At 64.6% G+C, this 26,783-nt stretch carries 20 protein-coding genes and 2 pseudogenes; 10 read left to right on the top strand and 12 right to left on the bottom strand.

What is annotated here, in order from left to right; genetic code table 11:
* Positions 1-38: 38 nt before the first annotated feature.
* Positions 39-932 carry an AraC family transcriptional regulator gene (locus GWC77_RS19225; RefSeq protein ID WP_254367044.1) on the bottom strand — a complete coding sequence of 298 codons (894 nt, stop codon included), beginning with the start codon at positions 930-932 and terminating at the stop codon, positions 39-41.
* A gap of 282 nt (positions 933-1,214) precedes the next feature.
* On the opposite strand from GWC77_RS19225, the gene GWC77_RS19220 reads away from it, so the two are divergent.
* The 5 genes from GWC77_RS19220 (at position 1,215) to GWC77_RS19200 (ending at position 9,059) form a co-directional block, all read left to right on the top strand.
* Positions 1,215-2,126 carry a DMT family transporter gene (locus GWC77_RS19220; RefSeq protein WP_173259648.1) on the top strand — a complete coding sequence of 304 codons (912 nt, stop codon included), beginning with the start codon at positions 1,215-1,217 and terminating at the stop codon, positions 2,124-2,126.
* A gap of 141 nt (positions 2,127-2,267) precedes the next feature.
* Positions 2,268-3,461 (top strand): CaiB/BaiF CoA-transferase family protein, encoded by a 1,194-nt coding sequence (locus GWC77_RS19215; RefSeq protein WP_173259646.1) that lies wholly within the window; start codon positions 2,268-2,270, stop codon positions 3,459-3,461.
* Between the two features lie 19 nt (positions 3,462-3,480).
* Positions 3,481-4,353, top strand: a complete 873-nt coding sequence (gene scpB, locus GWC77_RS19210) for a methylmalonyl-CoA decarboxylase (RefSeq protein ID WP_173259645.1) — start codon at positions 3,481-3,483, stop codon at positions 4,351-4,353.
* Positions 4,354-4,486: 133 nt separating this feature from the next.
* A complete protein-coding gene (locus GWC77_RS19205) occupies positions 4,487-7,933 on the top strand; it encodes a hybrid sensor histidine kinase/response regulator (protein WP_173259643.1) in 3,447 nt (1,148 codons plus the stop codon).
* Positions 7,934-8,033: 100 nt separating this feature from the next.
* Entirely contained in the window at positions 8,034-9,059 is a 1,026-nt protein-coding gene (locus tag GWC77_RS19200; RefSeq protein WP_173259641.1) for a class I fructose-bisphosphate aldolase, read from the top strand.
* Between the two features lie 41 nt (positions 9,060-9,100).
* On the opposite strand, the gene GWC77_RS19195 is transcribed toward GWC77_RS19200, so the two are convergent.
* Positions 9,101-10,768: an NRAMP family divalent metal transporter gene (locus GWC77_RS19195; protein WP_173259640.1), complete on the bottom strand. Its 1,668-nt coding sequence runs from the start codon at positions 10,766-10,768 to the stop codon at positions 9,101-9,103.
* A 464-nt stretch (positions 10,769-11,232) separates the two neighbouring features.
* Positions 11,233-12,027 (bottom strand): Mut7-C RNAse domain-containing protein, encoded by a 795-nt coding sequence (locus tag GWC77_RS19190; RefSeq protein WP_173259675.1) that lies wholly within the window; start codon positions 12,025-12,027, stop codon positions 11,233-11,235.
* A 161-nt stretch (positions 12,028-12,188) separates the two neighbouring features.
* On the opposite strand from GWC77_RS19190, the gene GWC77_RS19185 reads away from it, so the two are divergent.
* On the top strand, positions 12,189-12,827 hold the full coding sequence (locus tag GWC77_RS19185) for a LysE family translocator (RefSeq protein ID WP_173259638.1): 639 nt from the start codon (positions 12,189-12,191) through the stop codon (positions 12,825-12,827).
* Between the two features lie 24 nt (positions 12,828-12,851).
* Here the strand turns inward: GWC77_RS19185 and GWC77_RS19180 are convergent, their stop codons facing one another.
* Positions 12,852-14,126 (bottom strand): MFS transporter, encoded by a 1,275-nt coding sequence (locus GWC77_RS19180; RefSeq protein WP_173259636.1) that lies wholly within the window; start codon positions 14,124-14,126, stop codon positions 12,852-12,854.
* Between the two features lie 98 nt (positions 14,127-14,224).
* Between GWC77_RS19180 and GWC77_RS19175 the strand changes: the two are divergent.
* A pseudogene (locus GWC77_RS19175) lies at positions 14,225-15,121 on the top strand (LysR family transcriptional regulator); the annotation flags it as partial.
* A gap of 162 nt (positions 15,122-15,283) precedes the next feature.
* On the opposite strand, the pseudogene GWC77_RS29645 reads toward GWC77_RS19175, so the two are convergent.
* Positions 15,284-15,379: pseudogene (locus GWC77_RS29645) on the bottom strand (DUF3443 family protein); the annotation flags it as partial.
* 1 nt (position 15,380) lies between these two features.
* Positions 15,381-15,602 (bottom strand): DUF2844 domain-containing protein, encoded by a 222-nt coding sequence (locus tag GWC77_RS29160; RefSeq protein ID WP_367949067.1) that lies wholly within the window; start codon positions 15,600-15,602, stop codon positions 15,381-15,383.
* Between the two features lie 282 nt (positions 15,603-15,884).
* Between GWC77_RS29160 and GWC77_RS19165 the strand changes: the two genes are divergently transcribed.
* On the top strand, positions 15,885-16,349 hold the full coding sequence (locus tag GWC77_RS19165) for a response regulator (RefSeq protein WP_173259632.1): 465 nt from the start codon (positions 15,885-15,887) through the stop codon (positions 16,347-16,349).
* 322 nt (positions 16,350-16,671) lie between these two features.
* Here the strand turns inward: GWC77_RS19165 and GWC77_RS19160 are convergent, their stop codons facing one another.
* From GWC77_RS19160 to GWC77_RS19140, 5 genes are all read right to left on the bottom strand, one after another.
* Positions 16,672-17,505, bottom strand: coding sequence for an OmpW family protein (locus tag GWC77_RS19160; protein ID WP_173259630.1), 834 nt, complete (start codon positions 17,503-17,505; stop codon positions 16,672-16,674).
* Between the two features lie 95 nt (positions 17,506-17,600).
* On the bottom strand, positions 17,601-18,821 hold the full coding sequence (locus GWC77_RS19155) for a DUF2957 domain-containing protein (protein ID WP_173259628.1): 1,221 nt from the start codon (positions 18,819-18,821) through the stop codon (positions 17,601-17,603).
* A 154-nt stretch (positions 18,822-18,975) separates the two neighbouring features.
* Positions 18,976-20,337 carry a DUF2957 domain-containing protein gene (locus GWC77_RS19150; protein WP_173259627.1) on the bottom strand — a complete coding sequence of 454 codons (1,362 nt, stop codon included), beginning with the start codon at positions 20,335-20,337 and terminating at the stop codon, positions 18,976-18,978.
* Positions 20,338-20,799: 462 nt separating this feature from the next.
* The gene (argC, locus tag GWC77_RS19145; protein WP_173259625.1) at positions 20,800-21,750 is read right to left on the bottom strand and encodes an N-acetyl-gamma-glutamyl-phosphate reductase; all 951 of its coding nucleotides are present in this window, start codon (positions 21,748-21,750) and stop codon (positions 20,800-20,802) included.
* Between the two features lie 120 nt (positions 21,751-21,870).
* Positions 21,871-22,500 (bottom strand): YbhB/YbcL family Raf kinase inhibitor-like protein, encoded by a 630-nt coding sequence (locus GWC77_RS19140; RefSeq protein ID WP_173259623.1) that lies wholly within the window; start codon positions 22,498-22,500, stop codon positions 21,871-21,873.
* 281 nt (positions 22,501-22,781) lie between these two features.
* On the opposite strand from GWC77_RS19140, the gene GWC77_RS19135 reads away from it, so the two are divergent.
* Positions 22,782-23,420 carry a LuxR C-terminal-related transcriptional regulator gene (locus GWC77_RS19135; RefSeq protein ID WP_254367043.1) on the top strand — a complete coding sequence of 213 codons (639 nt, stop codon included), beginning with the start codon at positions 22,782-22,784 and terminating at the stop codon, positions 23,418-23,420.
* A 56-nt stretch (positions 23,421-23,476) separates the two neighbouring features.
* Here the strand turns inward: GWC77_RS19135 and GWC77_RS19130 are convergent, their stop codons facing one another.
* Complete coding sequence (locus GWC77_RS19130) at positions 23,477-24,163, bottom strand: orotate phosphoribosyltransferase (protein ID WP_173259619.1); 687 nt, start codon at positions 24,161-24,163, stop codon at positions 23,477-23,479.
* 302 nt (positions 24,164-24,465) lie between these two features.
* Between GWC77_RS19130 and GWC77_RS19125 the strand changes: the two genes are divergently transcribed.
* Positions 24,466-26,736: an NADP-dependent malic enzyme gene (locus tag GWC77_RS19125; RefSeq protein WP_173259617.1), complete on the top strand. Its 2,271-nt coding sequence runs from the start codon at positions 24,466-24,468 to the stop codon at positions 26,734-26,736.
* The last annotated feature ends 47 nt before the right edge of the window (positions 26,737-26,783 follow it).

Raw genomic sequence — 26,783 nt, 5'->3', positions numbered from 1 at the left:
GCGACCTGAGCGCTATCGATGCGATAGGCCGATGGCGGTCAATCGATGTCGAGGTTCACCGTTGCACGATCGGCGTTCAGCGCGCGCCGGTAGGCGAGCGGCGCGGCGCCTACCGCGGCACGAAAGCGATGGCCGAAATGGCTCGCATCGGCATAGCCGCAACCGGCGGCGATGCGATCGACGGGGAGCATCGTCGTGCGCAGCAGCGTCCGTGCGCGATCGAGGCGCTGCAAAGCGATCCAGGCAGAGGGCGGCATGCCGAACGAGGCCCGGAACATGCGTGAGAAATGGAATTCGGAGAGGCACGCCAATTCAGCGAGTTCGCCGAGCGTTGGAGTGCGAGAAAGATTTGCGTCGATGTATTCGACGAGGCGCCGCCGCATGGCCGGCGCGAGCCCGCCCTTGATCGTGGCGTCGTCGCGGCGTACCGCCTGTGCGCGCAGCAGGAGGCTCAGGATCTCGTGCGCCGTTTCGTTCGCGCGCAGCCGGTCGTCCGGGCCGTCCCACGGTGCGGCCGCCAGTCCGCGGCATAGCGCGGCGATGCGGGCGTCTTCGAAATAGGTCCGGTCCGCGAGCGTCAGCTCGCGCGGCTCGCGATCGAGTTCCTGAACGGCGCGGCGCGTGAAATGCTCAGGCAGGAAGTACAGATGCATGAAATGCATCTGGCCGCGGACCCACCAGCGCGATTCGTGGTCGCCCGGCAGCGCGCACAGTCGTTGCGGCGCGCCGTACTGGCCCGGCAGCTTTTGGCGCTCGGTGCGGTAGCCGCCGTCGAGGTAGCACGACAACGTGTGATGGCCGGGCTTGTCGTACGTCGTTTCCTCCTCGACCGTGACGCGCCGCCAGACGGCGGCCGCTAGCCGGTCCCCGAGCCACGCGAAGCGCTCCAGCGTCGCATCGGCTTCGGCGAGCGTGCGGCCGACCGAATGCATGCCGAACGATGTTTCGTCGGTGGCTGGGGCGGTCAGGAATGGGCTGGCGTCCACGGTAACGGTCGAAAAGCGCGCAAAAAGAGGTATCGAGCGGAATAACGAGTATAGACGGGCCGCGCCGCACGCGTCGCCCGCCATCTCGAAAAACCGCAAGCCGGGACAATGCGCGTCGAAACCGGCGCGCGATAGTGGGTGCCGTATGCGCGTGTCACTGTCCCCGCTGAGTCGGGGCGCTGGAGCCGGCCTTTGGCTGTTCGCTATCTTTTCGATCGACGGTAGACCATGAATCTGTTGCTTTATTTCATCACGGTGTTGATTTGGGGCACGACCTGGATCGCGATCAAGTGGCAGGTCGGCGTCGTGGCGCCACCTGTGTCGATCGCCTTTCGTTTCTGGCTCGCCGCGTTGGTCATGTTCGTGCTGATGCGGCTTTTGCGCCGATCCGTGAAGGCGCCGCGCGAGGCGTGGTCGCTGCTCGCCGGTCAGGGTGTGGCGCTTTTCTGCGTCAACTTTCTGTGTTTTTACTACGCTGAGCAGATCGTGCCGAGCGGTCTCGTCGCAGTCGTGTTCTCGACGGCGCCGCTCTGGAATGCGATCAACGGCCGAATTTTCATGGGACGACCGTTGCAGCCTAGCGCCATCGTCGGCGCCGTGTTGGGACTCGTCGGCATCTTGTGTCTCTTTGCGCCGCAGATGGTCGGTCACACCGGCGATCGGACGATGTGGCTGGGGCTTGCGATTACGCTCGCCGGCACGATGTCCTTCTCGGCCGGCAATCTGTTTTCGAGCCGCATGCAGGCGATGGGTCTTCACCCGACGGTCACCAATAGCTGGGCGATGCTGATCGGCGCGGCGCTGTTGACGCTCGGCTCTCTTGCCGCGGGATTTTCATTCCAGCCCGAGATGACCGTGCGGTATTTCGGCTCGCTCGCTTATCTCGCGGTGCCCGGATCGGTGATCGGGTTCACGACCTACCTGATGTTGGTGGGCCGCATCGGACCGGACCGGGCCGCCTATTGCACGGTGCTGTTCCCATTCGTCGCGCTGGCCGTATCGACGGTGTTCGAGGGGTACCGATGGTCGGCTCCCGCCGTCGTCGGCCTGCTGCTCGTGGTGGTGGGCAATCTCATTGCGTTCAACCTCGCGCGGCATCTGCCGTTCCGGCGAGAACGAGGTCGTTCGGTGCGCGTATGAGTGCGCAGCGCAGGCCCTAGCAGTTTCGCTAACCTGGCCCACAGGCCGCCAGCAGTAGACTGGATCAGCAGATGTCGCGCCGAGCCGATGGATCGTTTCAAAGGGGTAACGACATCGATTTCCCTTTCGAGGAAACTGATCATGCAATCGGAAACGACGCCCGTCGAACAAAAAGGTCTGTTGTCCGGTATTACCGTCGTCGATATGACGCGCGTGCTGTCCGGTCCCTATGCCACGATGATTCTTCGGCAACTCGGCGCCCGCGTGATCAAGATCGAACGCCCGGGCGCCGGGGATGACGCTCGCGCTTTCGGTCCTTTTCTCAACGAGAAATCGACGTATTTCACGGCTTTGAACTGCGGCAAAGAGAGTATCGCCCTCGATATCAAGCAGTCTGACGATCGCGATATCCTGCACGCCCTGCTTGGGCAGGCCGATGTGTTGGTCGAAAACTTTCGTCCAGGCGTGATGCGTCGCTATGGCCTCGATCATGAGACGCTGAGCGAACGCTACCCCTGGTTGATCTACGGCAGCGTGTCCGGCTTTGGCCAGACCGGCCCCTATCAGAATAGGCCGGCCTACGACATCGTCGTTCAAGCGATGAGCGGCTTGATGAGCGTGACCGGGCAACCGGGCGGCGCGCCGACGCGTGTCGGGGTATCGGTCGGCGACATTACCGCGGGTCTCTATCTGGCGATCGGCATCAACGCGGCGCTTTATGAGCGCGAGCGTACGGGCGTGGGCCGCTATCTCGATGTGGCGATGCTGGACTGTCAGGTTGCGATTCTCGAGGACGCGCTCACCGGTTATGCCGCCACGGGCGAGGTACCGCGGCCGCAGGGCGCGCGTCATCCGTCCGTCGCGCCGTTCAGCGCATTTCACGCGGCCGATACGTATTTCGTGATCGGCGCCGCGAATGACGGTCTGTTCGAGAAGCTGTGCAATGCGTTGGAACGCCCGGACTTGCGCGATGACAGCCGGTACCGCACGAATGCGCTGCGGCGTGAAAACGTCGATGCACTGACCGCGCAATTGGAACGCACGCTGGCCGGCCGCAACGCGCATGAGTGGATCGCGTTGTTGCAGGAAGCGGGCGTACCCTGCGGTCCGATCAATTCGGTCGCAGACCTCGTCGACGACGAGCAACTGAACGAACGGAACATGGTAGTGGCAGTCAAGGACGCCAAGGCGGGCGTATTCCAGGTAGCGGGCAACCCGATCAAGATCTCGGGCATCGCGGACGCACGCGCGTATCCGGCCGCGCCGGAGCTCGATGCCGACCGGGCGCGGATCGTCGCCGAATTCGTCGACGATGCCGTCGCGCCGATGAAATGAGCCACAAGGCGAGTTGAACATGACCGAACAGACCGAAACCCTTACCGGACCCGCCGATGCTTCGGTTCAAATCAAACGGGAAGGGTATGTCGCCACGGTTACGCTGAGTAACCCAACCAAACGCAATGCCTTGAGCCATTGGGTGCTCGAGGCGATCGGGGCTGCGTGTCGGGTGTGCGAGCGCGAGCGGATGCGCGTCATGATTCTGAAAGCGACGCTCCAGCACGGAACATGGTCGGCTGGTCACGACATCGGGGAATTGCCGCTCGACGGTACCGATCCGTTGGCGCACGGCAGCGCGTTGGAAGCGGCTATCGCAGCACTGCGGCACGCACCGTTTCCGGTCATCGCGCAGGTCCAGGGTTCGGTGTGGGGAGGTGCGGTGGAAACCGTGGTCAGCTGCGACATCGTTGTCGCCGATGAAAGCGCACGCTTTGCGATGACGCCTGCCAATATCGGTTTGCCCTACAACACTGCTGGACTCTTGCACTTCACCGATCGGCTCGGTATCAGCGCGATCAAAACGATGTTCTTTACGGCGCAGCCCGTGGAGGCCGAGGACGCATTGCGGTTGGGCCTCATCGACCAATTGGTGCCTTCCGAGCGGATCGAAGCGCAGACGCGCGAATTGGCGAGGCATATCGCCGGGAAGGCGCCGCTTGCGATCGCAGCGGTCAAAGAGCAATTGCGCGTGTTGTCCGATATGCGTGCGCTGCCCGCGAGCGCGCTCGGGCGCATCAGCGAGATTCGCCGCCGCGCGTATCAAAGCCCGGATTTTCGGGAAGGTATCGAAGCATTCAGGGAGAAGCGGCCGGCGGTCTTCGGTGGTGGGGAGGGGGAAGCTCAGACAGTCGGAACAGTGCAATTAACGCAAGCTTTGCGAGTCGATTAAGCGCTCAGCTCGGAAAGCGCCTTTGTCCGATATTTCCCGCAATTGGCATCCTCGCCTGGGTCTTTCGCTAGCGTGGTCGTCCCTTTAGCCAGCGAATGCGGTACACGCAGACGTGTCCGCGCCGATGCCGCCTATGAAAACGCTCCGGTTGCGGCGCAGCCTGACGGCCCTGCGTAAAAGAGTCAGCCGTTCGTTGCGCTGCCAGGTTGGGCTGCCAGGCCGTTACGACCGCGCGCTCCTATTCGGCGGCGGCCTCGTACTGACCGTCTCGATTCTCGCCGCGGCTGCCACCGGCATCGCGCATCGCTTCGAGCGCTGCCTCGACGACTGGCGCGCGGCGTTTCTCGCTCAACGCGATTTCGTCAACGCGTCGGTCGAGCGCAATCAGGCGCGCCTGCGGCATATGGTCGAGACCTACGAAGCGTTGGCTCACGTGCATGCGCGCGATCCGGTGCCCGCCGAGCGCTACCGCGAATTGCTCGATGCTGGCGGCGGGCTCGTCGACACGGAAGAAGATATCGGCGCCGCGACGTTTTCGATTCTCTCGACGCTGACGGCACCGGCCGATCGAAACCGGCTTGCCGCGCTGTTGCGGCTCGTGCGCGAGGTTTCGCCAAGTTCGCTGCTACGGCTGCAAGGCGCAGCCGACGACATCGGCGGTTTTCTCTATACGGAGGACCGGCGCTTTCTCGCCGTATGGCCACCGCTCGAGGATCGCGCGCGCACGCAGGCCGGCCGTGCGGGCGTGACGCCGGTCATCGATCGATACGTGGCACGCGTGGACGCGGAACTCCACAAGCACGACGACACGAACCTGCGGCACGAGCGCGTGTTCTGGGTCGCGCTTTATGAGTCCGACATGTACGGCAAGCTCGTCAAGCATTATGCGGCGCCCATCTATCGGGGCGACGAGCGCATCGCCGTGCTCGTCGTGACCGTTCCGGCCACCCAGATTCCGCGGCTCTTTCAGCCGGCCGTGCACGATCCCGATTTCTTCATGGTGTCGCGCGATCGCCGCCATCTGTTGGGCCTCGACGAGTCGAACCCGCGCCGCGGTCATTGGACCGCCGCGTTGGCGGCGAAACCGTCGGTGCTCGATTCGGCCGACGAGCGTGTGCGGCTCGTGCGGCGCGGCGCGGAGTTCTTCATGATTCAGCGCATTGCGGGACCGGGCTGGGTCGCGGTGTCGGCGTTCGACTGGCATACCATCGTCGCGAACATGAGGGAGCCCGTGGTCTGGACGGTCTCGCTCGCCGCGTTGCTGCTCGCGGTGCAGTGGGGATTCGTGTTGACGATCGACAGGCTCGTCCTTGCGCCGTTGCGCGCACGTGCCCGCAGCGTTTTCGAAAGCGAAGCCTTCGGTCGCACCGTGTTGGCGACCGCACCTGTCGGCTTGACCGTCTTCGAACCGTCGACCCGGCGCATCGTCATGCAAAACGACATTGCTCGCGGGCTGCTTGCCGCTTTGCCCGACGAGACCCGGTTTTTCCAAAGCCTGCTCGGCAGGCGTGCGCCGGGACGGCGCGCGAGGCGCAGGGGCGCGCGCTTCGGTCACGCCACGGTGCCGGGCGGGACGGCGCGCACGATCGAAGTGTCCGTGGCGGGCACCGACGGCCGCTCGCGCGAACTCTCCGTTGCGCTGTCGCGGGCGCGATATCGCGAACGGGAAGTGCTGCTCTGCAGCTTGACGGACATCAGCCGGCAGAAGGAAACAGTGCGGCTCTTGCGCCGCGCGCGCAACGCGGCGGATCAGGCGAGCCGCGCCAAATCGATGCTCATCGCCACCATCAGCCACGAGATTCGTACGCCGCTTTATGGCGCACTGGGCAACCTCGAGCTGCTTTCGATGGAGGAACTCGCCCCCGCGCAGGCGGCGCGCCTCACGTCCGTGCGCCATGCGTTCGAGGGACTGCTCGCACTGGTCGACGACGTCCTGGATTTGTCGAAGGCCGAAGCGCACGAGCTCCAACTGCACGTGGAGCCGTTCGATCTCGTTCAGGTGCTGGAGCGGTGCGCACAGACGCTTGCGCCGTCCGCAACGAACAAGGGGCTGCGCTTTTCATGTCTGCTCGATCCCGCCATCGATGGGCATTGGCGCGGCGATGCGCAGCGGATCATGCAGGTCGTGACGAACCTGCTCGGCAATGCCTGCAAATTCACCGACCGCGGGGCCGTCACGCTTCGCGCGACGATGGGCTGCACGACGGCCGATGTACAGCAAGTGCTGATTTCGGTCGCCGATTCGGGGATCGGTATCGCAGCTCACCAACGCGAGCGCATCTTCGAGCCGTTCATTCAGGCCGATGGATCGATCGCACGGCGCTTCGGTGGGACGGGGCTCGGACTGTCGCTGTGCAGGCGGCTCGTCGACTTGATGGGGGGGCGCATCACGCTCGAAAGCGAAGAGGGCCGCGGTGCGACATTCAGCGTTTATTTGCCATTGAAGCGTGCCGCAGCCGCGCCTTTACATGAGCCTTCACATCCCGTCGATCGATTCGTATTCGACGAGATCGTCGTCGCCGGCAACGATGCAGCCTGGCAAGGCGCGCTCGTTGCCCGCTTGAGCGCGCTTTGCGGCCCTGGCGTGGCCGTGGTGCCAGGCGCCCGCGCGTGCGAGCCGACGTCAGGACGCGGGCGTTCGATCATCGTTTTCGGCACGCACGAAAACGTCGTGCCCAAAGCATGGCGCAGCCGTTGTTCCGCTTTTCTCGATGCGATCGTGGTGTCCGAACGAGGCCCGCTCCACCCGCAGCGCGGTGACGATGCGCTCCACGTGACGGCGCTGTCCGCGGCGATGCTGGCGTTGGCCCTCGAACAGTGCGGGCGCCGCGAGCCTATGTCGGCCCCGGAGGGAATCTGCCGGCCGGCGAGGCCCGCTCGTGAGGCGCATGGCGCGACGCGCATTCTGGTTGCGGAGGACGACCCGGTCAGCCGGACGCTGCTGGCTCATCAACTCGAAGCGCTCGGCTACCGGCATGTCGAGCTGACCTGCGACGGTCGCCAGGCGCTCGCCGAATGCCTGCGCCAGCCCTACGATCTCGTCCTCGCGGATCTATGCATGCCGCTCATGGATGGGCGCAGCCTGCTGGCAGCGCTGCGCGGCAAGGGCCTGACGATGCCGGTGATCGCCCACACGGCGGCGCCGCGCGATCCCGACGGAGCGAAGCGAGCGGGTTTCGCGCGATTGTTGCCCAAGCCGCTGGCGCTCGAAACGCTGCGGCTCGCGCTCGATGCCGTGCTCGACCATCGGCTCGCGCGAGACGAGCTGCGCACCATGTCATCCGATGCACTGCTCGCCGTATTTGCGACGACCTGGATCGAGGACGAACAGCGGCTCGTGCAAGCGACGCATGCGGCCGACGCGCGCGGTGTGCTGCAGATGCTGCATCGCGTCAAGGGCGCGCTCCTGACGCTCGGCGAGCGCGAGGAGGGCGCGTACTGTGACGAGCTGCGCGATCTCGTCGAAACCGACGGTATTGCGGCGGCGACTGACGCCCTCCGTCGATTCAGAGAAAGGGTCGGAGCAATCGCGAGGCGTGGCACGGAGGGGGCGCAGGTGCAGCGTCCGACGGATGCCTGAGCTATGCGGTGGGCACCGCATTTGCTGTTGCATGCGGACTGGTGCAATAAGCGGCGGCCGAGCAAACTCGGGGGTCTCGGCTTTCGCGGAGGAATCGGAGATGAACACGCAAAGCAGTGAATTGCAGCGCACCGTCGAAGCGCTCACGCAGTCTGGAAGGGGTCTTCTCGCCGCTGACGAAAGCGGACCGACGATAGCGAAGCGCTTCAAGAGCATCAATGTCGAGTCCACTGAAGAAACCCGTCGCGCTTGGAGAACCCTGCTGCTGTCCACACCAGGGCTCGGCGAATACGTGAGCGGTGTCATCCTTTACGAGGAAACGCTCGGCCAATGCGCCGATGATGGCGAACCGCTACCGCAACTGGCGGCGCGCCAGGGCATCGTGCCCGGCATCAAGGTGGACAAGGGAAAAATTCCGCTGGCCCATGCGAGCGGCGATGAAATCACGCAGGGCCTCGACGGGCTCGGCGAACGGCTCGAACGATACAAGGCGCAGGGCGCGCGTTTCGCAAAATGGCGAGCCGTCTATAACGTTTCGGAATGCCTGCCGAGCCGGCTCGCTATCGCCGCGAATGCCGATGCGCTGGCACGGTACGCCGCGATTTGCCAGGAAGCAGGGGTAGTGCCCATCGTCGAACCGGAAGTGCTGATGGACGGGGCGCATTCTATCGAGCGCTGCGCTCAGGTGTCCGAGGCGGTTTTCCACGAGGTGTTTCATGCGCTGCACCGACACGCGGTGGTGCTCGAGCACATGCTGCTCAAGCCGAGTATGGTCGTGGCCGGCAAGGAGCACCCGAGCCCCGCGAGCGTGGCCGAGGCGGCCTCGCAAACCGTGACAGTGCTCGGCCGCACCGTGCCGCCGGCCGTCGCAGGCATTTTCTTCCTCTCGGGCGGGCAATCGCCCGAGGAGGCGACCGCCCATCTCGACGCCATCAACCGCACGGGCCGCCGCCCTTGGCCGCTCAGCTTTTCGTATGGCCGTGCATTGCAGGAGCCGCCGCTGAAAATCTGGCGCGGGCAGGCCGCGAACGTGTCCGAAGCTCAACGAGCGCTATCCAAACGTGCACGCTTGAATTCGGCGGCATCGCTCGGCCGATATGACGCCAAAGAGGAATCGACATCCTGACGCGAAGGACCCGCCCCGTGCGGCAGGTCCTTGCGCACGCGTCAGTGCAGCGCCATTTGCACGACCTTGACGATGACGAGACCGACTGCAATCGCGAGATAGCCGCGCAGGGCACCCATCCAGACGCGCGTCGAGAAGCTGAGCCGCGGCGGGGGGAGCGTTTCGAGCGGTGGCATCCGCCATTGCTCGCGCGCGGCCACGGCGTCGCCATCGTCGTTGGCGACGCCGCCCGCTTGCTTGGCCTGCTGCTGGCCGATATTCTCGCGGCGCTGCATGAACCGAATGACGGCGTAGCCGAGGGCCGAGGCCGAGGCGCCCGCAATCAACATGGCAACGATCGTCTCGCCGGAGAGATCCGGATAGACGGTGGCCGCTGTCAATATGATCGACAGCACGACGAGTGCCGCGACGACGGTGCCGGTGAACAAGTTGAGCCGCCCCGAGTTGACCCAGGGGCCCAGTACCGCGCGGTCATTGCATAGCAGCAGCAGGAACACGGTGGCGCTCGGCAGCAGGACACCGGCCAGCGTTTGAACGGCCTCGGTCAGCAGACCGAGCGGGCTGCCGGGCATCAGCACCAGTGCGGCGGCCAGCACGACGATGCCGAAATAGACGAGATAAAAGCCCTTGGCGTCGGCCACGCTCCGGTGCAGCGAATGGCGAATGCCGAATACATCGCCGATCGCGTAAGCGGTCGAAAGCGACACGGCGGCCGCGCCGATGATCGAGGCGTCGAGCAGGGCCACCGCGAAAATCGTCGCCGGCATGCGGCCCACGTATTGATGCAGCCCGTCGATGACGCCGCGCGCATCGGTGAATTGCCCCGCTTCGGGGCGGCCCGAAAAGAGCGCCGCGGTGAAGGCCATCATCGCCACCGCGCCGATCACGACGAGCGCGATGCCGATCCAGAGATCGACCTTTTCGTACTTCATGAAGCGGGGCGTAATGCGCTTGTCGATCACATAGCTCTGCTGAAAGAACAGTTGCCACGGCGCCACCGTGGTGCCGACGATGCCGATCACGAGCAGCATCACATCGGCGAGCCGCGCGTGAGCAGGCCAGCGCGGCACGGCGAAATCGCGTGCGATCACGTGGATCGGCGGATGAATGGATACCAGCACCGGCACGAGCAGCAGGCTCCCCACGCAAAGGACGATGGCGAATCGCTCGAAGCGCCGAAAATCGCCGGTGCCGACCGCGGCCATCGTCAACAGCGCGGCAATGCCGACGCCGAGGAACTTCGAGATACCGAGAAAATCGAGCGCGAACGTGATGCCGATGAACTCCGTGACGATCGTGAGCGCGTTGAGCAGGAACAGATCGATGACGCTGAAGGCGCCCCAGAACTTGCCGAACCGCTCGAAAATGAGCCGCGCGTGACCCACGCCGGTCACGGCGCCGAGGCGCAGCACCATTTCCTGATTGACGTAGAGGACCGGGACGAGCAGGGCGAGCGTCCATAACAGCGCCGTGCCGTAGTTTTGCCCGGCCTGCGTGTAGATGCCGAAGGCGCCCGCATCGTTGTCGCCGACCATCACGATGAGGCCGGGGCCGAGGATGGCGAGCAGCGTCCGAATGCGCGCAGCCCAGTTGCGGCGCGGCGCCGTATCGTGGTGCGCGATCGTGCCGAAAGCGCCCCTGATATCGCCGACATGAGCTTCATCGAGGGCGGCGCTGCGCGTAGTAGTGACGTGTGCGGGTGTGGACATGATTGTTTTCTCCGCGGTCATGCCGGGTCCTGCTTGAAAAAAGCAAAAAAGGCATAGCGCTTGGACGCCTGCGGACACGCCCGGTCCGGCCCCTCGGTTGCATGCGTTCGCGCGAAAGCGAGCGCGCGCAACCCGACGGCGCGAAAAGGCCATTCGAATCGATGCGCGGGAAAAAACTGCTACGGAATACTGCGATGCGCACCGTCTGCCTGGGAGGCGAGACGGCGGCTAATGGAAGGAATCAGCGCGTGGCGTCGTGCCGCTCAGGCAGAAAAACCGTTCGAAGGTCGACTACTGCAACTGTCCAAGGCATATGCCCCACTTGTGAAATTAGTTGCATTTTAGTGGCTCATTTTGAGATGAGTCAACACGAACCGTGCCGGGAATGGGCGTTTTCGCGCATCGGTACCGCCGCGAGAGGCGGTTTTCCCGGGGCGCCGTTGCGGTGGGGCAACAGCCGTTCGTTAGTTGTGCTGACTATCGACCATAGGAGCGTCGGCCGCGTTGCCGCACCCTTCGGTCATGATCGAATCGACGAGTGTACGCATGCGCTTCCAATGCGAACCCTCCCAGAAGACGCGCCGGCATACATCGCAGGTCGCGAACCGCGTCTGCCGCTCGAACACGCCGTCGGGTACCCGCTCGCGAACGGCTTCTTTGTCGATGGGCCGCAGCGGGGCGTTGCACGTCAGGCAAAGCCGGAAAGCGCGCGTGCTTCGGGCGAGGTCCAAGCGGCGGTAAAGCTCGCGCAACTGTTCCTCGGGCTTGAGCGCGCGGACGTAGCAGCCGTGCGTGATGGTGCGGCGCTTCAGAAGCTCACGGTCGCGCGATAGAACAATGCGTGCCTCGGCCAGTGCGAGCGTCTCGATCTCGTCGTCGGCGAAATGGTTGTCGTAAAGCGTGTCGAACCCCGCGAGGCGCAGCAGATGCGCGAGCCCGCCCAGATGAGCGTCGGCGATGAAACGGATGGTCCGCAGCGGCTCAGGTCGCAAACGCAGTAGCGGCGTGATATCGAATGTCTCGAATTTCGGATAGACCGCTACCCGGTCGCCATCCTGAAGCGCGTGGTCGAATGCGACCGATTCCCCGTTGACGAGAATCAGTTCGACCTCCGTGTGGGGGACGCCCAGTGCTTCGATCATGTGCTTGGCCGTGGCGGCGCGCGCGCAGGCGCAGCTGAATTCGCGCCGGCGCTGGGAAGGCGCGAGAAAATCGTTCAGTTCCTCGTAAAACCGGAACGTGGCGGTAACAGGCGACATCGCAGCAGTATCGCACCTCCCGGCCGCGACGTGAGGGGCGCCAACCGTCACGGTGGGATTCGGTGCGACCGTGCCGGGCGTGCGCGCTTCATGCGGCAGATAATCGCGTTTCGGTGCGTCGACTTCTTCAAGCGTCATCCCATTCAAGGAGCTCTGCCGTCATGAGTCTTCATACCTGGTGGCTTTTCGTGGCCACGGTGTTCGTGGTGTCGGCCATTCCCGGGCCGAATATGTTGCTCGTCATGACGTCGAGCGCCCAGCATGGCCTGCGCCGCGCCAGCGCCACGATGGCCGGGTGCCTGTCGGCGCTCGTGCTCATGCTCGCCGTCTCGGCGGCGGGCCTCGGTGTGTTCCTGCAAGCATGGCCGGCGATGTTCGATGCCTTGCGCCTGATCGGTGCGGGCTATCTCGTCTATCTCGGCGTGAAGGCCTGGCGCAGCGCGCCGCCTGCGCAGGCCGCGGACGCACGCGAGCCGCTTCAGACGGCGCTACCGGTGCGCTCGCTCCCCGCGCTTTATCGCAACGGCTTTCTCGTGGCGAGCAGCAACCCGAAGGCCATTCTCTTTGCCGCGGCGCTGCTGCCGCAGTTCATCGACGCGAGCAAGCCCACGCTGCCGCAGTTCGGCGTGCTTGTCGCGACGTTCGCCGTCATCGAGGTCAGCTGGTACCTGGTCTATGCGGCTTGCGGTTTGCGCATCGGCGCAACGCTGCGCAGCGAGCGCGTCACCAAGGCGTTCAACCGGCTGACGGGCGGTATTTTCGTCGGCTTCGGCGCCATGATGGCACTCGTCAGGCACTGACATCGGCGCGGATCGATGCCGCATTCATTCGGTCTCGCCGCCCCGGTGAGGCAGGAGACCGAGTGCGAATGCAGCGGCGGCAAATGCCAGGCCGACGATGCAGACCCCGCTCCAACCCGCCCACGCCCAGGCCATACCCGCGAGCGACGCGCCAAGCGCGCCTCCGACGAAGAAGATGCCGACGAATAGCCCGTTGAGCCGGCCGCGCGCGGCGGGGTTCATGAGGTTGATCGCGCGGCGGCCCAGCGTCTGATCCGTCACGACGCCGGCATCGAGCGTCGCCGCGCCTGCCACCAGCAGGCCCAACGCCCAGGCGCGATGCGCATCGGCGGCGAATCCGAACCATCCCGCCCCGGCAATGCCGCTCGCGATCCACGCCGCGAGCATGCTCAAGTGACCGATGCGCAGCGCCAGACGCCCGGCGCGCCTGTCCCCGGCGTAACCGGCTATCGGTGTCGCCACCACGCCGGCCGCGCCAGCGAGGGCGAACACCCCGATCTCGTAGAGGTTCAGTCCGAAAGGCGCATGCGTGAGCCGGAGACCGATACCGGTCCAGAACGCGCTGAACGCGCCCATTCCCAGGGCGGCCGAAAGCGAACGTCGCTGCAGCACCCGTTCGGTCAAAAGCAGCGTCAGCAGCGAGCGCAGCAGCGTGCCGTAGTGAGCAACCGCGGTGGGGGTGCGCTTCGGCAACAGCGACGCGAGCACCAGCGCCAACACCGCGTCAGCGGCGGCGGCGACGCCGTAGAACGCGCGCCAACCGATCATCGCCGCGCCCACGCTGGCCAGCGGCCGCGAGAGCAGAATGCCGAGCATGAGTCCGCTCATGACGTTTCCGACGGCTCGGCCGCGGTGCGTTTCGTGCGCCATGGAAGCCGCCATCGGCACCAGCATTTGAATGACGCATGACGTTGCGCCCGCAAGAAAGATCGCGGCGAGAAAGACGACCCCCGAATGCGCGAACATCGCCACGGCGAGCAGCGCCGCACAGACAGCGAGCGTGCGCACGATCAGGCGGCGGTTCTCGAGAAGATCGGTCAGCGGGACGAGTAGAACGAGCCCGAGCGCGTATCCCAGTTGCGGCAGCATCGAGATCGCACCGGTGAGACCGGGCGGCAGCCCGAGCGACTGTGCGATCGGCGCGATCAACGGTTGAGCCGCGAAGAGGTTCATGACGATGACGCCGACCGCGAAAGCGAATAGCAGAGTCAGCGGTGCGCTCAGCGCCTGCGGCGGTTCGCTTGCGGCGGGCGCAGTCCGCAGCGCGCAAGCGTCGTAAAGATCGGTGGGCCCATCCATGCTGGCGAATCCTCGAAATGACGATCGAGTGCCCATCGTAGGATGCGCAATGCTATGCGACAATTGAAATATGTCGATATTGATTATGCGGAGTTGTTTTGAACACGCGCGATCTGCAAGCTTTCGTGGCCGTGGTCGATAACGGATCGATGGTTCGTGCCGCCGCCCAACTGCATCTGACGCAGCCCGGGCTCACGCGCCGGATTCAGAACCTCGAGACCACGCTGGGTGTGCCGCTGCTCGACCGGTTCAGCAAACCCCTCAAGCCGACCGGCGCCGGCCGCGAAGTCTATGCGCTGGCGCGCGCGGTGCTGCGCTCGGTCGACGATCTGCTCGCGGTCGCCGCACCCGATAGCGAGCCGGCCGGCGAACTGCGGATCGGTGTACCGCCCTTTCTATCGGAGCTTGCGCTCGAGGCGCCGATCGATCGGCTGCGCAGCGCATTTGCGAAGCTCACGCTGCGGGTGACGGCGGCCTGGTCGCCGGCGCTCGTCGAGCGTGTCCAGCGCGCGGAGGTCGATGCGGCGGTCGTCATGATGCCGGGCGCATTTGCGATGCCCGACACATTGACCGCGACGCTGCTGGCCGTGCAGCCCACGCTCATCGTCGCGCCGCGCTCGTTCGAGGTGGCCCGTTCGAGGCCGGGCCGCGGCGGCCGACCGCGCGCCACGCTCGAGAAGTTGTCGCATTATCCATGGGTGCTGAATCAGGACGGCTGCGGCATGCGCTCGACGCTGAGCCGGGCGCTGCGCGCGTCGGGTCTGCCGTTCGAGGTCGCGGTCGAAGCATTCGGCTCGGATCTGCAACTCTCGCTCGTTGCGCGCGGCGTGGGGCTCGGGGTCGTGACGCCGGGCGTGCTGGCCGCCAGTCCGTATCGCGAGCAATTGCAGCCGCTCGATGTCGAGGACTTCGAAGGCACTCTGAACGTCTGGCTATTGCACGGCAGTTTGCCGGGACGGCTCATGCGGCCGGTTTCGCTGCTGCGCGATGCGTTGATCGACGTGATGGCAGCCGCACCGCAACTCCGGGCCGCGAAGCCGCTTTCTGCATCGCCTGCAAAGCCCGAAACGAAATCCGCACGGCGCCCCCGTTCCGGCTCCCGTGGGCGCGCCGAATCGTCGCAGCCTCAGTAAGCGAAGTACGGCCCGACGCCGCCCGATGAGCTGCACCGGCAGTGCGTTTGCCGTTTCGCCCGAGATCTTCACGTCGACGAGGCGCACCGGACCCCACGTGTACCCGTCGAAGAACTGCATGCTAGACGACGAGATCGCTCGCCGCGACGGCGAGCGCGGCTTTGTGTCCCGCGGCGCTCGCGCTGACGTAGCGATCGAACGCATCGCCGAGCGTCGCCCTCAAGTCGGGCAACGTGGGTCCCTTCCATGCGACGCCGAATACAAGGCCCGATGACGCGACATATTCGCGTACGACCGTGCCGGAAGGCAGCGTAAGGGTATGAACGGTATAGAGACCTTGCACGCCGCTTGCGTGCCCGATGGCATGCACAAAACAACGGTGCGACGCCGATCGACATCGTCGGTTGCGTATGAAACGACGCGAACGTGGCGTGTCTAACGAATGGCGGAAAAAAACTTTGTCCGCGCCCCGAAAAAAGCTCTATTTTTAACTGGGCGCTGAAGATGAATGCGGATATCGGGGGTGGGGCGCGTCATACGTCCACCTCCCATGGCAGTTGCGCCGACAAATCAAAAGACGTCGCTGTCGGGTACCCATATCGGGGGAGCGAGGGATGACGAGACAATGAAATCGGACTCTCGATCGACCGGGCCAGCCCCGGGCCAAGTGCCGGGCACGCGCGAGTTGCCGCAGCGTGAGCCTGTCGACGTGCCGCCGGAGGCCGAGCGCAAGCGCGTGCTGATCGTGGATCGCGATGCCGATGCGCTTTCGGGCCTCGCTTACCTGATCGAAAGCATGGGCTATGAACCGCAGACGGCGCGTGACGCGAACGAGGCACTTTCGATCGCCCGCGAACAGTTGCCCGACGCAGCGTTCGTCGATATCGGCGCGCCGCAGCCGGAAGACCTGGCGATTGCGCGCCGCTTGCGCGAGATCGCCGGTAAGCGGCCGCTTCTGCTCATCGCGTTGACCGGATGGGGGCAGCCTCAATACCGCGAGATGGCGATGGCGGCCGGATACGATGTGCACTGGGTGAAACCCGTCGGCGCCGATCAGTTGAACTTTCTGCTTTCAATGACGCTTGTATGAATGTTGTATATGCGCAACAAAACCCATTTCGATTACGGCATCGTGTTGCGACGCACCAAGCGGTTTGCTAGAGTTGGAACTGTCTCCTCCATGTCTCCTCTGATATGGATTCAGCCCGCCAACTTGGCGGGCTTTTTTTTTTTGCCTGTAGCGGGCAAACGCGTGTCTCGCTGCGTGCCCTGGCGCTTGGCCCCCTGCCGCGGCAGAGGCCGTGAAACACTGAAATCGGGCCATCCCCTCAGGCGGTAGTGCAGAAATCGCCGATTGACATCGGCGATGAACATCGGGCTGGGGAATGGGCCCGGGCTGGCGCCCGCCTCGATCAAAACTTGTAGGACAGCGCCAGATAGGTGATGAGCGGATTCGCCTTCAAGTCGCCCTGCGTCACGCCGAGCACCGAGCCGTCCGCAGCCTTGACGATGACGGACGATTTGGTCTTCAGCGGGATATAGGTCAGCGATGCCGTCACGCCCCAGTGCTTCGAAAAGCTGTATGCGCCGCCCACATTGAAGACGGGCGCCCAAGAAGCCGAAGCCTTGGCCTCGACTTTGGTCACGCCGGGCTTGTTCGCGCCGGCAGCCAACACGGCGCCAAGATTGTTCTGCGTCGACGTCACGAAGTTCGGATTGAGCTGGATATCGGAGAACCAGTTGTATGAGACGCCGACGCCGACGAACGGTCTGAAGCGTGCCGTCGCGGAGGCGAAGTAGTACTGAAGCAGGACGGCCGGGCTCCACTGGCGGACGCTTTTGACGATCGGCTCGTTAGAGGGATCGTCGAGATTGACCGTGCCGAGCGCAGCGGACGGGCCCGGCGGCACCACCTTGCCTTGGCCGTACATCTTGAACGTCGGCGGCACGCCTGCCACCGTCGTCAGCGCGATGTGATCGGTGAAGAAATGGCTGATGACGAGACCGGCCGTATCGGCGTTATTCGTCGACAAGCCGCTGCCCGACGACGTGAACGAACTCGGCAGACGCAGCGGAGTATCGATCGGCTGGGGCGACACATAGGTAGTGAGCGGCGTGCTGGAGTCCTGCGGCATGATGTGGAACCAGCCGAGCGTGACGACGTTCTCGCCGGCGTGCTGGCCGTAAGCAGCGCCCGAAACGCAGAGCGCGGAAGCGGCCCAGGCCGCGGCATGGATCTTTTTCATCGTTGACTCTCCCTGTGCAGCGTTTGTTATGTGCCGCGCCGGCCGCTCGTCGGCGGCTTCAGGCGCGGCGGGTGCCCATTCGTTACTGCGGTGCGCTACTGCGTCGGCAACTGCACGAATGCGTTGATCGTGAAGTAGGGCGACGATGCATTCGATTGATCGAGATAACCGAACACCCCGCCCGTGAAGATCAGTTTGCCGCTCGACGAGGACGCGCCCACTTTGGTCGACGTCACGACGCCGGGGACGCTCTGTGCGAAGTCGAGGTTCAACGCCGTGGCGAGCGATGCCTGCGACGGGTGATACGGATCGAGCATCGTGGCCTGTGTGCCGATCAGTGCCGTCGCGCGATAGTCGAACTGGCTGTCGACGCCGATGTACTGCCCGTCCTGCGCGTTCACGGCGATCTTCGATTGCGGCGCGAGGATCGAAATGCCCGATTCGTCGTCGGCGACGAGCAGGTTCGGATTGGCGTAGCCGGTGCGAATGAGGATCGGTACGAGCTGGCCGCGCAGCTTGCCCACGATCATGAAGCCTTTGCCTTGCGGGGAACTGGCGAGTGTGGGCTTGGCCTGCCCCTGGAAGTTGTCGGTTTCGAATGCCCCGCTGCCATCGGACGAGAGTACCCAGTTCGTACCGGGCTGCTGGCACTTGCCGGCATTGACGCCGGTGTTATCGCATTCGGTCCAGGTGCCGTTCGCGTTGAGCGTGATCTTCGTGTCGACCGCCACTTGCAGGAAGTTCTGCGAAGGCACCTCATGAAAGCCCAGCTGGTTGTAGGTCCCCGCCACATTCGCGAGATTGGTCTCGAGTGAGGAAAAGCCGATGAACGGGTAATAAGGGAACGTCGTATCGGCAATCGCGCCGACGCCGGCCATCCCGTTGTATTGCAGCTCCTTGCCCGGAATCGTGCCGCCGAGTACGCCTTCGCCCACGAAGATGCGCGCGGGCCGGTTCGGATCGAGGCTCGCGCCGTTCAGATAGAACGCGCACTGGTTCTGCTTGGCCGTCGGCAGCAACGTTTCCTGTGTCAACGTGCCCGACTGTCGAGTACCCGCACGCGTCGGCGTGGCGGTGCCGGTGGTTTGTGGAACGGGCGACTCGACATAGTTGACCTGCCAGGTCATCTTGGTCGTATCGATGCGCATTTGCACGAGTTCGCCATCGCCGCCGCCGCCCGTGAAGACGGTGTTGTAGTCGAGCGATGCGGGGCAAAGCCGGTCGACGACCGGGGCGGGCGAACCGCCGCCTCCGCCGCCACCGCATCCGGCCAGGACGAGCGCTGCCGCCAGCGCCAAAAGGGCTTTCCAGCTCATAACCGTTCCTCCTTGTACTCCGTTTATCGTTATCGGGCGGCCGGCTCCCTGTCGGCGCGCCTCTTCGTTCGTCGTGCTGACTGATACGGGTTGGCTTCCCTCCTCGTGGTCGTTGGCCGATTCGAATGACGGCTCGAAGCGCCTCGCGTTGCGCTCAATGCGCGCCCGCGAACGCCCCGATGCCGAAATAGGGCGTCGAGCTCGTCGTCTGTCCCACGATGGACGACGACGCCGCGATGCCGCCGTTTTCCGTGCCTTGCAGCAGAATCGCGAACAGTCCGCCCACCGTGGAGTTCGGCGAGAAGCCCGTGGCGATCGCGAAGCCCGCGTTGCCCGCGCTGTCCTGCACACTAAGGAGCCCCTGATTCGAGGACGGATAGTCGAGCGTGAAGGTGCTTTCGGCTGTGCTCGTGGGGGGATCGACGAATTTGCCCGACGTGCCCTGGATCAACGTGGCCGTGTATTTGAAATTCGAATCGGCGCCGACGAAGCCGCCGTCGAGCGTGCCCGACGCGATGTTGCCGGCCGCCGCGAGCATCGCGATGCCGGACTCGTCGTCGACGGTCAACGTGCCGGGGTTCGCGTAACCCGTTCGCACGACGATGGGCACGAGTGCGCCGTTGAACTTGGCGAGCACCATGTTGGCGTGCGCGCCGCTGCCGAGCGTCGCGCCGCCGACGATGCGCGGGGGATTGCTGCTCGTGAAGTAGCTGCCCGAGCTGGCGGCCGCCCAGGTGCCGCCCGTCGTCGTGCAACTGCCCGAGCTCGACGTGCAATTGCCGCTAGCGTCGAACGTCTCCGTGGTATTCGTGCCCACGGCGCGGTAGTTGTCCGAAGGCTGCAGATGATAGACGAGCCCGTTGTAGGTGCCTTTGAGGTCGGCCAGGTTCGTATCGACATCGGCAAAACCGATGAACGGATAAAAGTCGAACTTGCGGTCGGGCACCGAGAAGAGGCCCAATATGCCCGGGTACTGCACCTCCGCACCCGGGATACCGCCGCCTGCCACGCCGTAGCCCACGAAGATCGTCGGTGGGTTGCTCGCGTTGAACGTGCCGGTCGTCGCATAAGCGGAACCGTCGCTCGCGGTCCCGTTGCCCGGTTGCAGGACGAACGCGCAGCGGTTTTGCTCCGCGCTCGGCAAATCCGTGCGATGGGTGACGGCACCCGTGATCGTCGCGCCGGCGCGTGTCGGCGTGACTTGCCCTGCCGTCAGGGGAATCGGGGATTCGAGCCACTTGAGCGTATAGCTCATCGAAGTGGGATCGATCTTCAGGCTGACGATCTCACCGCTGCCGGCGCCGCCAAGATAGGTGCTCTGAGCGATGCTCGCTTCGGTCGGGCAAAGCGGCTGGATCGCGGCCGACGTCGGTGCGCCCTGAATGCCGCAACCGGCACCGGAGCACTGCGGCGCGCCCGCGGTGGATGCGGAGCTGCTCGAGCCGCCCGAGCAAGCTGAAACGAGGGGAATGCTGACGAGTACCGACAGCAAGCCCCTTGAAATGGCAGTTTGCATGCCTTTGTCTCCCTGATCTCGTTATGCGGCGTAATGTCGCCGTGCATTTTTTTGCTGTCAATTGATAAAGGCGTCTAAAAAAGCTAATTCAAACGGCCGCGCCGGCCGCCAACTAATACGGGGCGGCCTCGTTCGGACGAATTGAAACGAAAAGGCGTTTCAAGCGCTGGATCGATCGCGCAACATTGGCACAGCACATGAAGTGGCGCAGGCAGGAGCGAAGCGGCGCGCGGATGCCGTGGGACTCGGAACAATGACAATGAAAATACGGAGATTCCCGAGGCGCGCCGGCTTCGGTTTAATTCGACTTGGGGGAGATTTGCAAACTTTGGTTACGAAAGTTACGCCTTACCGCCTAGTCTGACGTTGACCTTTCCAATAGCGGTGGTGCGCAAAAAATAAAGCCGGCCATTGGAGGCCGGCTTTACCGGAAGCAATTTGAAAAGCAATTGCACTAGCAAATCAGCGCGCGAGACCCGAATCTTCGGCTGCACCGATGCAGAGATTCATACACTGGATCGCCGCGCCCGAAGCGCCTTTGCCGAGATTGTCGAGCCGCGCCACGGTCACGAAGCGTTCCTCGTTGCCGAAGACGAAGAGGTCGACGCGGTTCGTCTCGTTGTTGGCTTGTACGTCGAAAAAGCCGGCATCGAGGTTCTCCTCGGCGTCGAACGGCGCGACGCGCACGAACGCTTCGCCGGCGTAGTACTCGGCATAGAGCGCTTGCACGTCGCGCGGCGTGACGCGTTTGCCGAGTTCGGCAACCGAGAACGACGTCGTGACGGCGAGGCCCTTATAGAAGTTGCCGACGATCGGCGTGAAAACCGGCGTCGCCTCGAGCCCACCATGCACGGTCATTTCGGGCAGGTGCTTGTGACCGAGCGCGAGGGCATACGGACGCGGGCTCGCGAGCTTCGCAGCGGGCGGGGTGGCCTCGTACTCGGCGATCATCTTCTTGCCGCCGCCGCTGTACCCCGTGATCGAATACGCATGCGCCGTGAACGCGGGTGTGACGACGCCTGCCTCGACGAGCGGCCGCATGGCCAGCACGAACGCCGAAGCATGGCAACCCGGCACGGCAACGCGCTTGGCGCGACGAATCCGCTCGCGCTGCGTACGCGTGAGTTCGGGCAGCCCGTACGCCCACTCGGCATGCGTGCGAAACGCCGTGCTGGCGTCGATGACCACCGTCTTGTCGTTATCCACGAGGCCGACCGATTCGCGCGAGGCGACATCGGGCAAGCAGAGGAACGTGACGTCGGAGGCGTTGATGAGCCGGCGACGTTCGTCGATGTCCTTGCGCTTGGCTTCGTCGATCCGCAGGATTTCGATATCGGCACGTCGCGACAGGTACTCGTAGATCTTCAGGCCAGTCGTGCCTTCCTGCCCATCGACAAAAACTTTGGTGCTCATTTCGATCTCGCTGGTTTCACCGGATTGACATAGACGGCGCTGCCACGCGCCCAAACCGGGATTTTACGGCTTTGGCGCGAAAGCCGGGCAATTTCGAGGCAATCGGCGCAAGAGCTGGGCTCAGCGGCCGTACATGACCGTGATGCTGGCCTTTGCGAGCGTCGCAGTACCGATCTCATGCTCGAACATCAGCGCCGGCCGGCCGGCGCCGAGCCGTAAATCGACCGTGTTCAGCGCATAGACGGTGACGACATAGCGGTGCGGTTTGCCAGGAGGCGGGCAGGGGCCGCCGTAGCCGGAAGCATCGTCATAGTCGTTGCGCGCCTCGATCGCACCCATTTGCTTCAGCCGGTCCGAGCCGCTCGCCTGCGTGGGCAGCGCGTGAACGCTCGCGGGAATACCGGCGACGGCCCAGTGCCACCAGCCGGGCCCCGGTGCGTCGATGTCGACCATCGTGACCGCGAAGCTCCGGGTGCCCGGCGGCTCGCCGCTCCACTGCAACTGCGGCGAGTGGTTCAAGCCGTGGCAGCCGTTCTTGTCGTAGACGAACGCGTTGCCGAGCGGGTCACCGGGCCGCACATCCTTGCTCGTCACCTTGAAAGTACTCTCGGCCCACGCGGTGGGGATGCCGCACCATGCGAGACCGAGCGCCGCATAGCCGAGCGCCGCGGCCCGTCCCCGCGCGCGGAGTAGAAACCGAAATCGAAACCGAAACCACACCGATGCAATGACCGAGCATGGCTTGAGCATGAGCCGTTTCTCCCCCGGGAGTCGCAAGACCGCGCGTCCGTAGCGGTGATTAATGGCCCGAACCGGTCTTCCGGGCCGGAATCGAGTCTAACATTTGGGCTCGCTGCCGGAGCGGGCTGTCGCGCGGGCAACACGCCGCGCGGCGGCTTTCGCGCGCAGTGTGCCCGGCACCGGCGCTCCCCTCCACGACATCCGGATTCATGAACGAGAACGAGCTTATCGAACCGTCCCCGCCGGCGCATACGAGCGCGCCCGCACCCGGGGCGCGCATCCGCGTCGTCATGGCCGACGATCATCCGGTCATTTTGCTCGGTGCGCGGCACGCGCTCGCACGCTTCCCCGATATCGACGTGGTGGCCGAGGTGCGCCAGTCCACCGATCTCATCAAGACGTTGGCGCACGTCCCGTGCGACGCCCTGGTCACCGATCTGGCGATGCCGGGCGGCCGCCATGGCGACGGGCTGCCGCTCATCGGGTATCTGCGGCGGCATTTTCCGGCGCTGCCGGTCGTCGTGCTGACGATGCTCGAGAACGCCGCGCTGATTCGGCGGCTCGGCGAACTCGGTGTCATCGCCATCGTGAGCAAGGCCGACGATCTGTCTCATATCGGCTTGGCCGTTCGTCACGTCGCGCGCGGCCGCGGCTACGCGGGACCGACCGTTCGCGCGGCGCTCGATGCGCTGAGCGCCGGAGGCGGTCGCGGCGCGCAGGCTCCGCTCTCGCCGCGCGAACTCGAGGTGGTGCGCCTGTTCGCGGCCGGCATGACGATGAAAGAGATCGCCGCGCGGCTCAACCGCAGCATCAAGACGGTCAGCTCGCACAAGACGGCGGCATTGCGCAAGCTCGGCCTCGAGCGGGATTCCGAACTCTTCCAGTACGCGCAATCCGCCGGGCTCGCTCATCTTTCGTCGGGACGATGAAAAACGCCCGTCGCTAGGACGGGCGCTGATTCATTCCGACGGTACTTCGCTTCGGATTACTGCGGTGCGGCCGTTGCGCCACCGTGCGCGGCGGACCATTCGGCCGGCGCGTGCAGGAACTTCTCGACTTCATCGAGCGTTTTCGCTTCGAAGTAGCCCGACGCCTTCGCCACACGCAACACGTCCCACCACGTGGCGAGCGCGTGCAGGTCCACGTCGATGTCTTTGAGCACCGACACGCTTTCCTTGAAGATGTTGTAGTGAAAGAGGACGAAGCAGTGGTTCACGCGTGCGCCGGCCGTGCGCAGCGCGTTGATGAAGTTGATCTTGCTGCGGCTGTCCGTCGTGAGATCCTCGACGAGCAGCACGCGCGACCCTTCCTCGAGCAGCCCTTCGATCTGCGCATTGCGCCCGAACCCCTTGGGCTTTTTGCGCACGTACTGCATCGGCAGCATCATGCGGTCGGCGATCCACGCCGCGAACGGGATGCCGGCGGTTTCGCCGCCCGCGACAGCGTCGATCTGCTCGTAGCCGACGTCGCGCAAAATCGTCGCTTCCGCCATCTCCATCAAGCCGCGGCGCACGCGCGGATACGAGATCAGCTTGCGGCAGTCGATATACACCGGGCTGGCCCAGCCGGACGTGAAGATGAACGGTTTTTCGGCATTGAAGTGCACCGCCTGCACTTCGAGCAGCATCTTGGCGGTCGTATCGGAGATCGTTTGGCGATCGAAGCCTGTCATGGGCGAGTCCTTGGGGAGAGGGGCCGCGGCGGGCGCGATGACCCGGGAAGCGGCCCGAAAGAGCCGGCGGCGCGCTCGTGCGCGCACAGGGGGCGTATTTTACCCGAGTTGGGGCGGGTGCCGGCCGGCCCGCCGGGGAGGTGTACACTAGCACCCCCGCAAACGCTGCCGGCGCGCGGGCGGCGTGCAGCCAGGACGCCGCGGGCCTTCACCGTGCCGGCCGACGGCGTGCGGGCCCTCGTCTTCCGGCGGGAGCCCTTCGGCGCGCGCGGGCCATATTCATTACGTCTTGCAGGTCAATCATGGACGAACAACTGAAGCAAAGCGCCCTCTCGTATCATCAAAATCCCCGGCCCGGCAAGATTTCGGTGACGCCGACCAAGCCGCTGTCGAACCAGCTCGATCTCTCGCTCGCCTACTCGCCCGGCGTCGCCGCCGCGTGCGAAGCGATTCACGCGGATCCGCTCGACGCGCAAAAGTACACCTCTCGCGGCAATCTCGTCGGTGTCGTGACCAACGGCACGGCCGTCCTCGGACTCGGCAATATCGGCCCGCTCGCGGCGAAGCCGGTGATGGAAGGCAAGGGGTGTCTCTTCAAGAAATTCGCGGGCATCGATGTCTTCGACATCGAACTCGCCGAGTCGGACCCGGACAAGCTCGTCGAAGCCATTGCGATGCTCGAGCCGACGCTCGGCGGCATCAACCTCGAAGACATCAAGGCGCCCGAGTGCTTCTATATCGAGAAGAAGCTGCGCGAGCGCATGAAGATTCCGGTCTTTCACGATGACCAGCACGGCACCGCCATCATTGCGTCCGCGGCGATTCTGAACGGTCTGAAGGTGGTCGGCAAAGAGCTTTCGCGCGTGAAGCTCGTCTGCTCGGGCGCGGGCGCCGCGGCCATTGCCTGTCTCGACCTGCTTGTCAACCTGGGGCTCACGCGGGAAAACATCCTCGTCGTCGATTCGAAGGGCGTCATCTATCAGGGCCGCGGCAACCTCGACCCGTCGAAGGAGCGCTACGCGGCCAAGACCGAGGCGCGCACGCTCGACGACGCGATCGAATCGGCCGACGTCTTCCTCGGCTGCTCGAGCGCCGGCGTGCTCAAGCCCGACATGGTCAAGAAGATGGGCGCGAAGCCGCTGATCCTCGCGCTGGCGAACCCCGAGCCCGAAATTCGTCCCGAGGACGCGAAGGCCGCGCGCCCCGACGTCATCATCGCCACCGGCCGCTCGGACTATCCGAACCAGGTCAACAACGTTCTCTGCTTTCCGTTCATCTTCCGCGGCGCGCTCGATGTCGGCGCGACGACGATCACCGAGGAGATGAAGCTCGCCTGTGTACGCGCTATCGCGGAGCTGGCCGAGGAGACGGACCAGGGCGATGAAGTCGCCAAGGCCTATGAGGGTCATTCGCTCGAATTCGGGCCCGAGTATCTGATTCCGAAGCCGTTCGATCCGCGCCTGATCATCAAGATCGCGCCGGCGGTTGCGCAAGCCGCGATGGATTCGGGCGTTGCCACGCGCCCGATCCAGGACATGGATGCGTACCGGGAGCAGCTCGGCGCCACGGTCTATCGAACCGGGATGGTCATGCGTCCCGTGTTTGCGGCGGCCAAGCAAAAGGCGGCGCGCATCGTATTCGCGGAAGGCGAAGACGAGCGCGTGCTGCGCGCCGCGCAGTTCGTGCTGACGGAAGGCATCGCGAAGCCGATCATCATCGGGCGCCCCGCCGTCATTGAAATGCGGCTGAAGAAGATGGGCTCGAAGCTCAAGGGCGGAGTCGATTTCGACATCGTCAATCCGGAAGACGATCCGCGCTATCAGCAGTGCTGGCAGGCCTACCATGAGATCGGCGCGCGCGAAGGCGTGACGCCGGACGTCGCGAAGGCCGCGATGCGCAAGTTCAACACGCTGATCGGTGCGATTCTCGTACACCTCGGTTACGCCGACGGCATGATCTGCGGCCTCATCGACACCTATCACAGCCATCTGAAGTTCATCGATCAGGTGTTGGGCCGTGCGGCGCAAGCCGAGCACTATGCCGCGATGAACCTGCTGATGCTGCCGGGCCGCAATCTGTTCATCTGCGATACCTACGTCAATGAGGTACCGAGCGCCGAGCAACTGGCCGACATGGCCGTCCTCGCCGCCCGCGAGATCGAGCGTTTCGGCATTGTGCCGAAGATCGCGCTGCTGTCGAACTCGAACTTCGGCAGCACGCCCTCGGCATCGTCGCAGCGCATGGCGACGGCGCGCAAGCTGATTGCCGCGCGCGCGCCGGAGCTCGAAGTGGACGGCGAAATGCACGGCGACGCGGCACTGTCCGAGGCGATCCGCAAACAGTCGTTCCCGGGCACGACGCTGACCGGCGAGGCGAACCTGCTCATCATGCCGAACGTCGAGGCGGCCAACATCACCTACAACCTGCTGAAGATGGTGGGCGGAGAAGGCGTGACGGTCGGCCCGTTGCTGCTCGGTGCGGCCAAGCCTGTCCATATCCTGACGCCCGCGGCAACGGTGCGCCGGATCATCAACATGACGGCGGTCGCGGCAGCCAACGCGCGCGTGCAGTAACGCCGGCGCTCGAGAGAGCGCGCATGAAAAAGGCGGCTACCCGTAAG

The organism is Paraburkholderia sp. NMBU_R16, from assembly GCF_013282575.1.
Classification (GTDB): domain Bacteria; phylum Pseudomonadota; class Gammaproteobacteria; order Burkholderiales; family Burkholderiaceae; genus Trinickia.
Note: the sequence above shows the minus strand (reverse complement) of the source record. Positions and strands in the feature narration are given on the sequence as shown.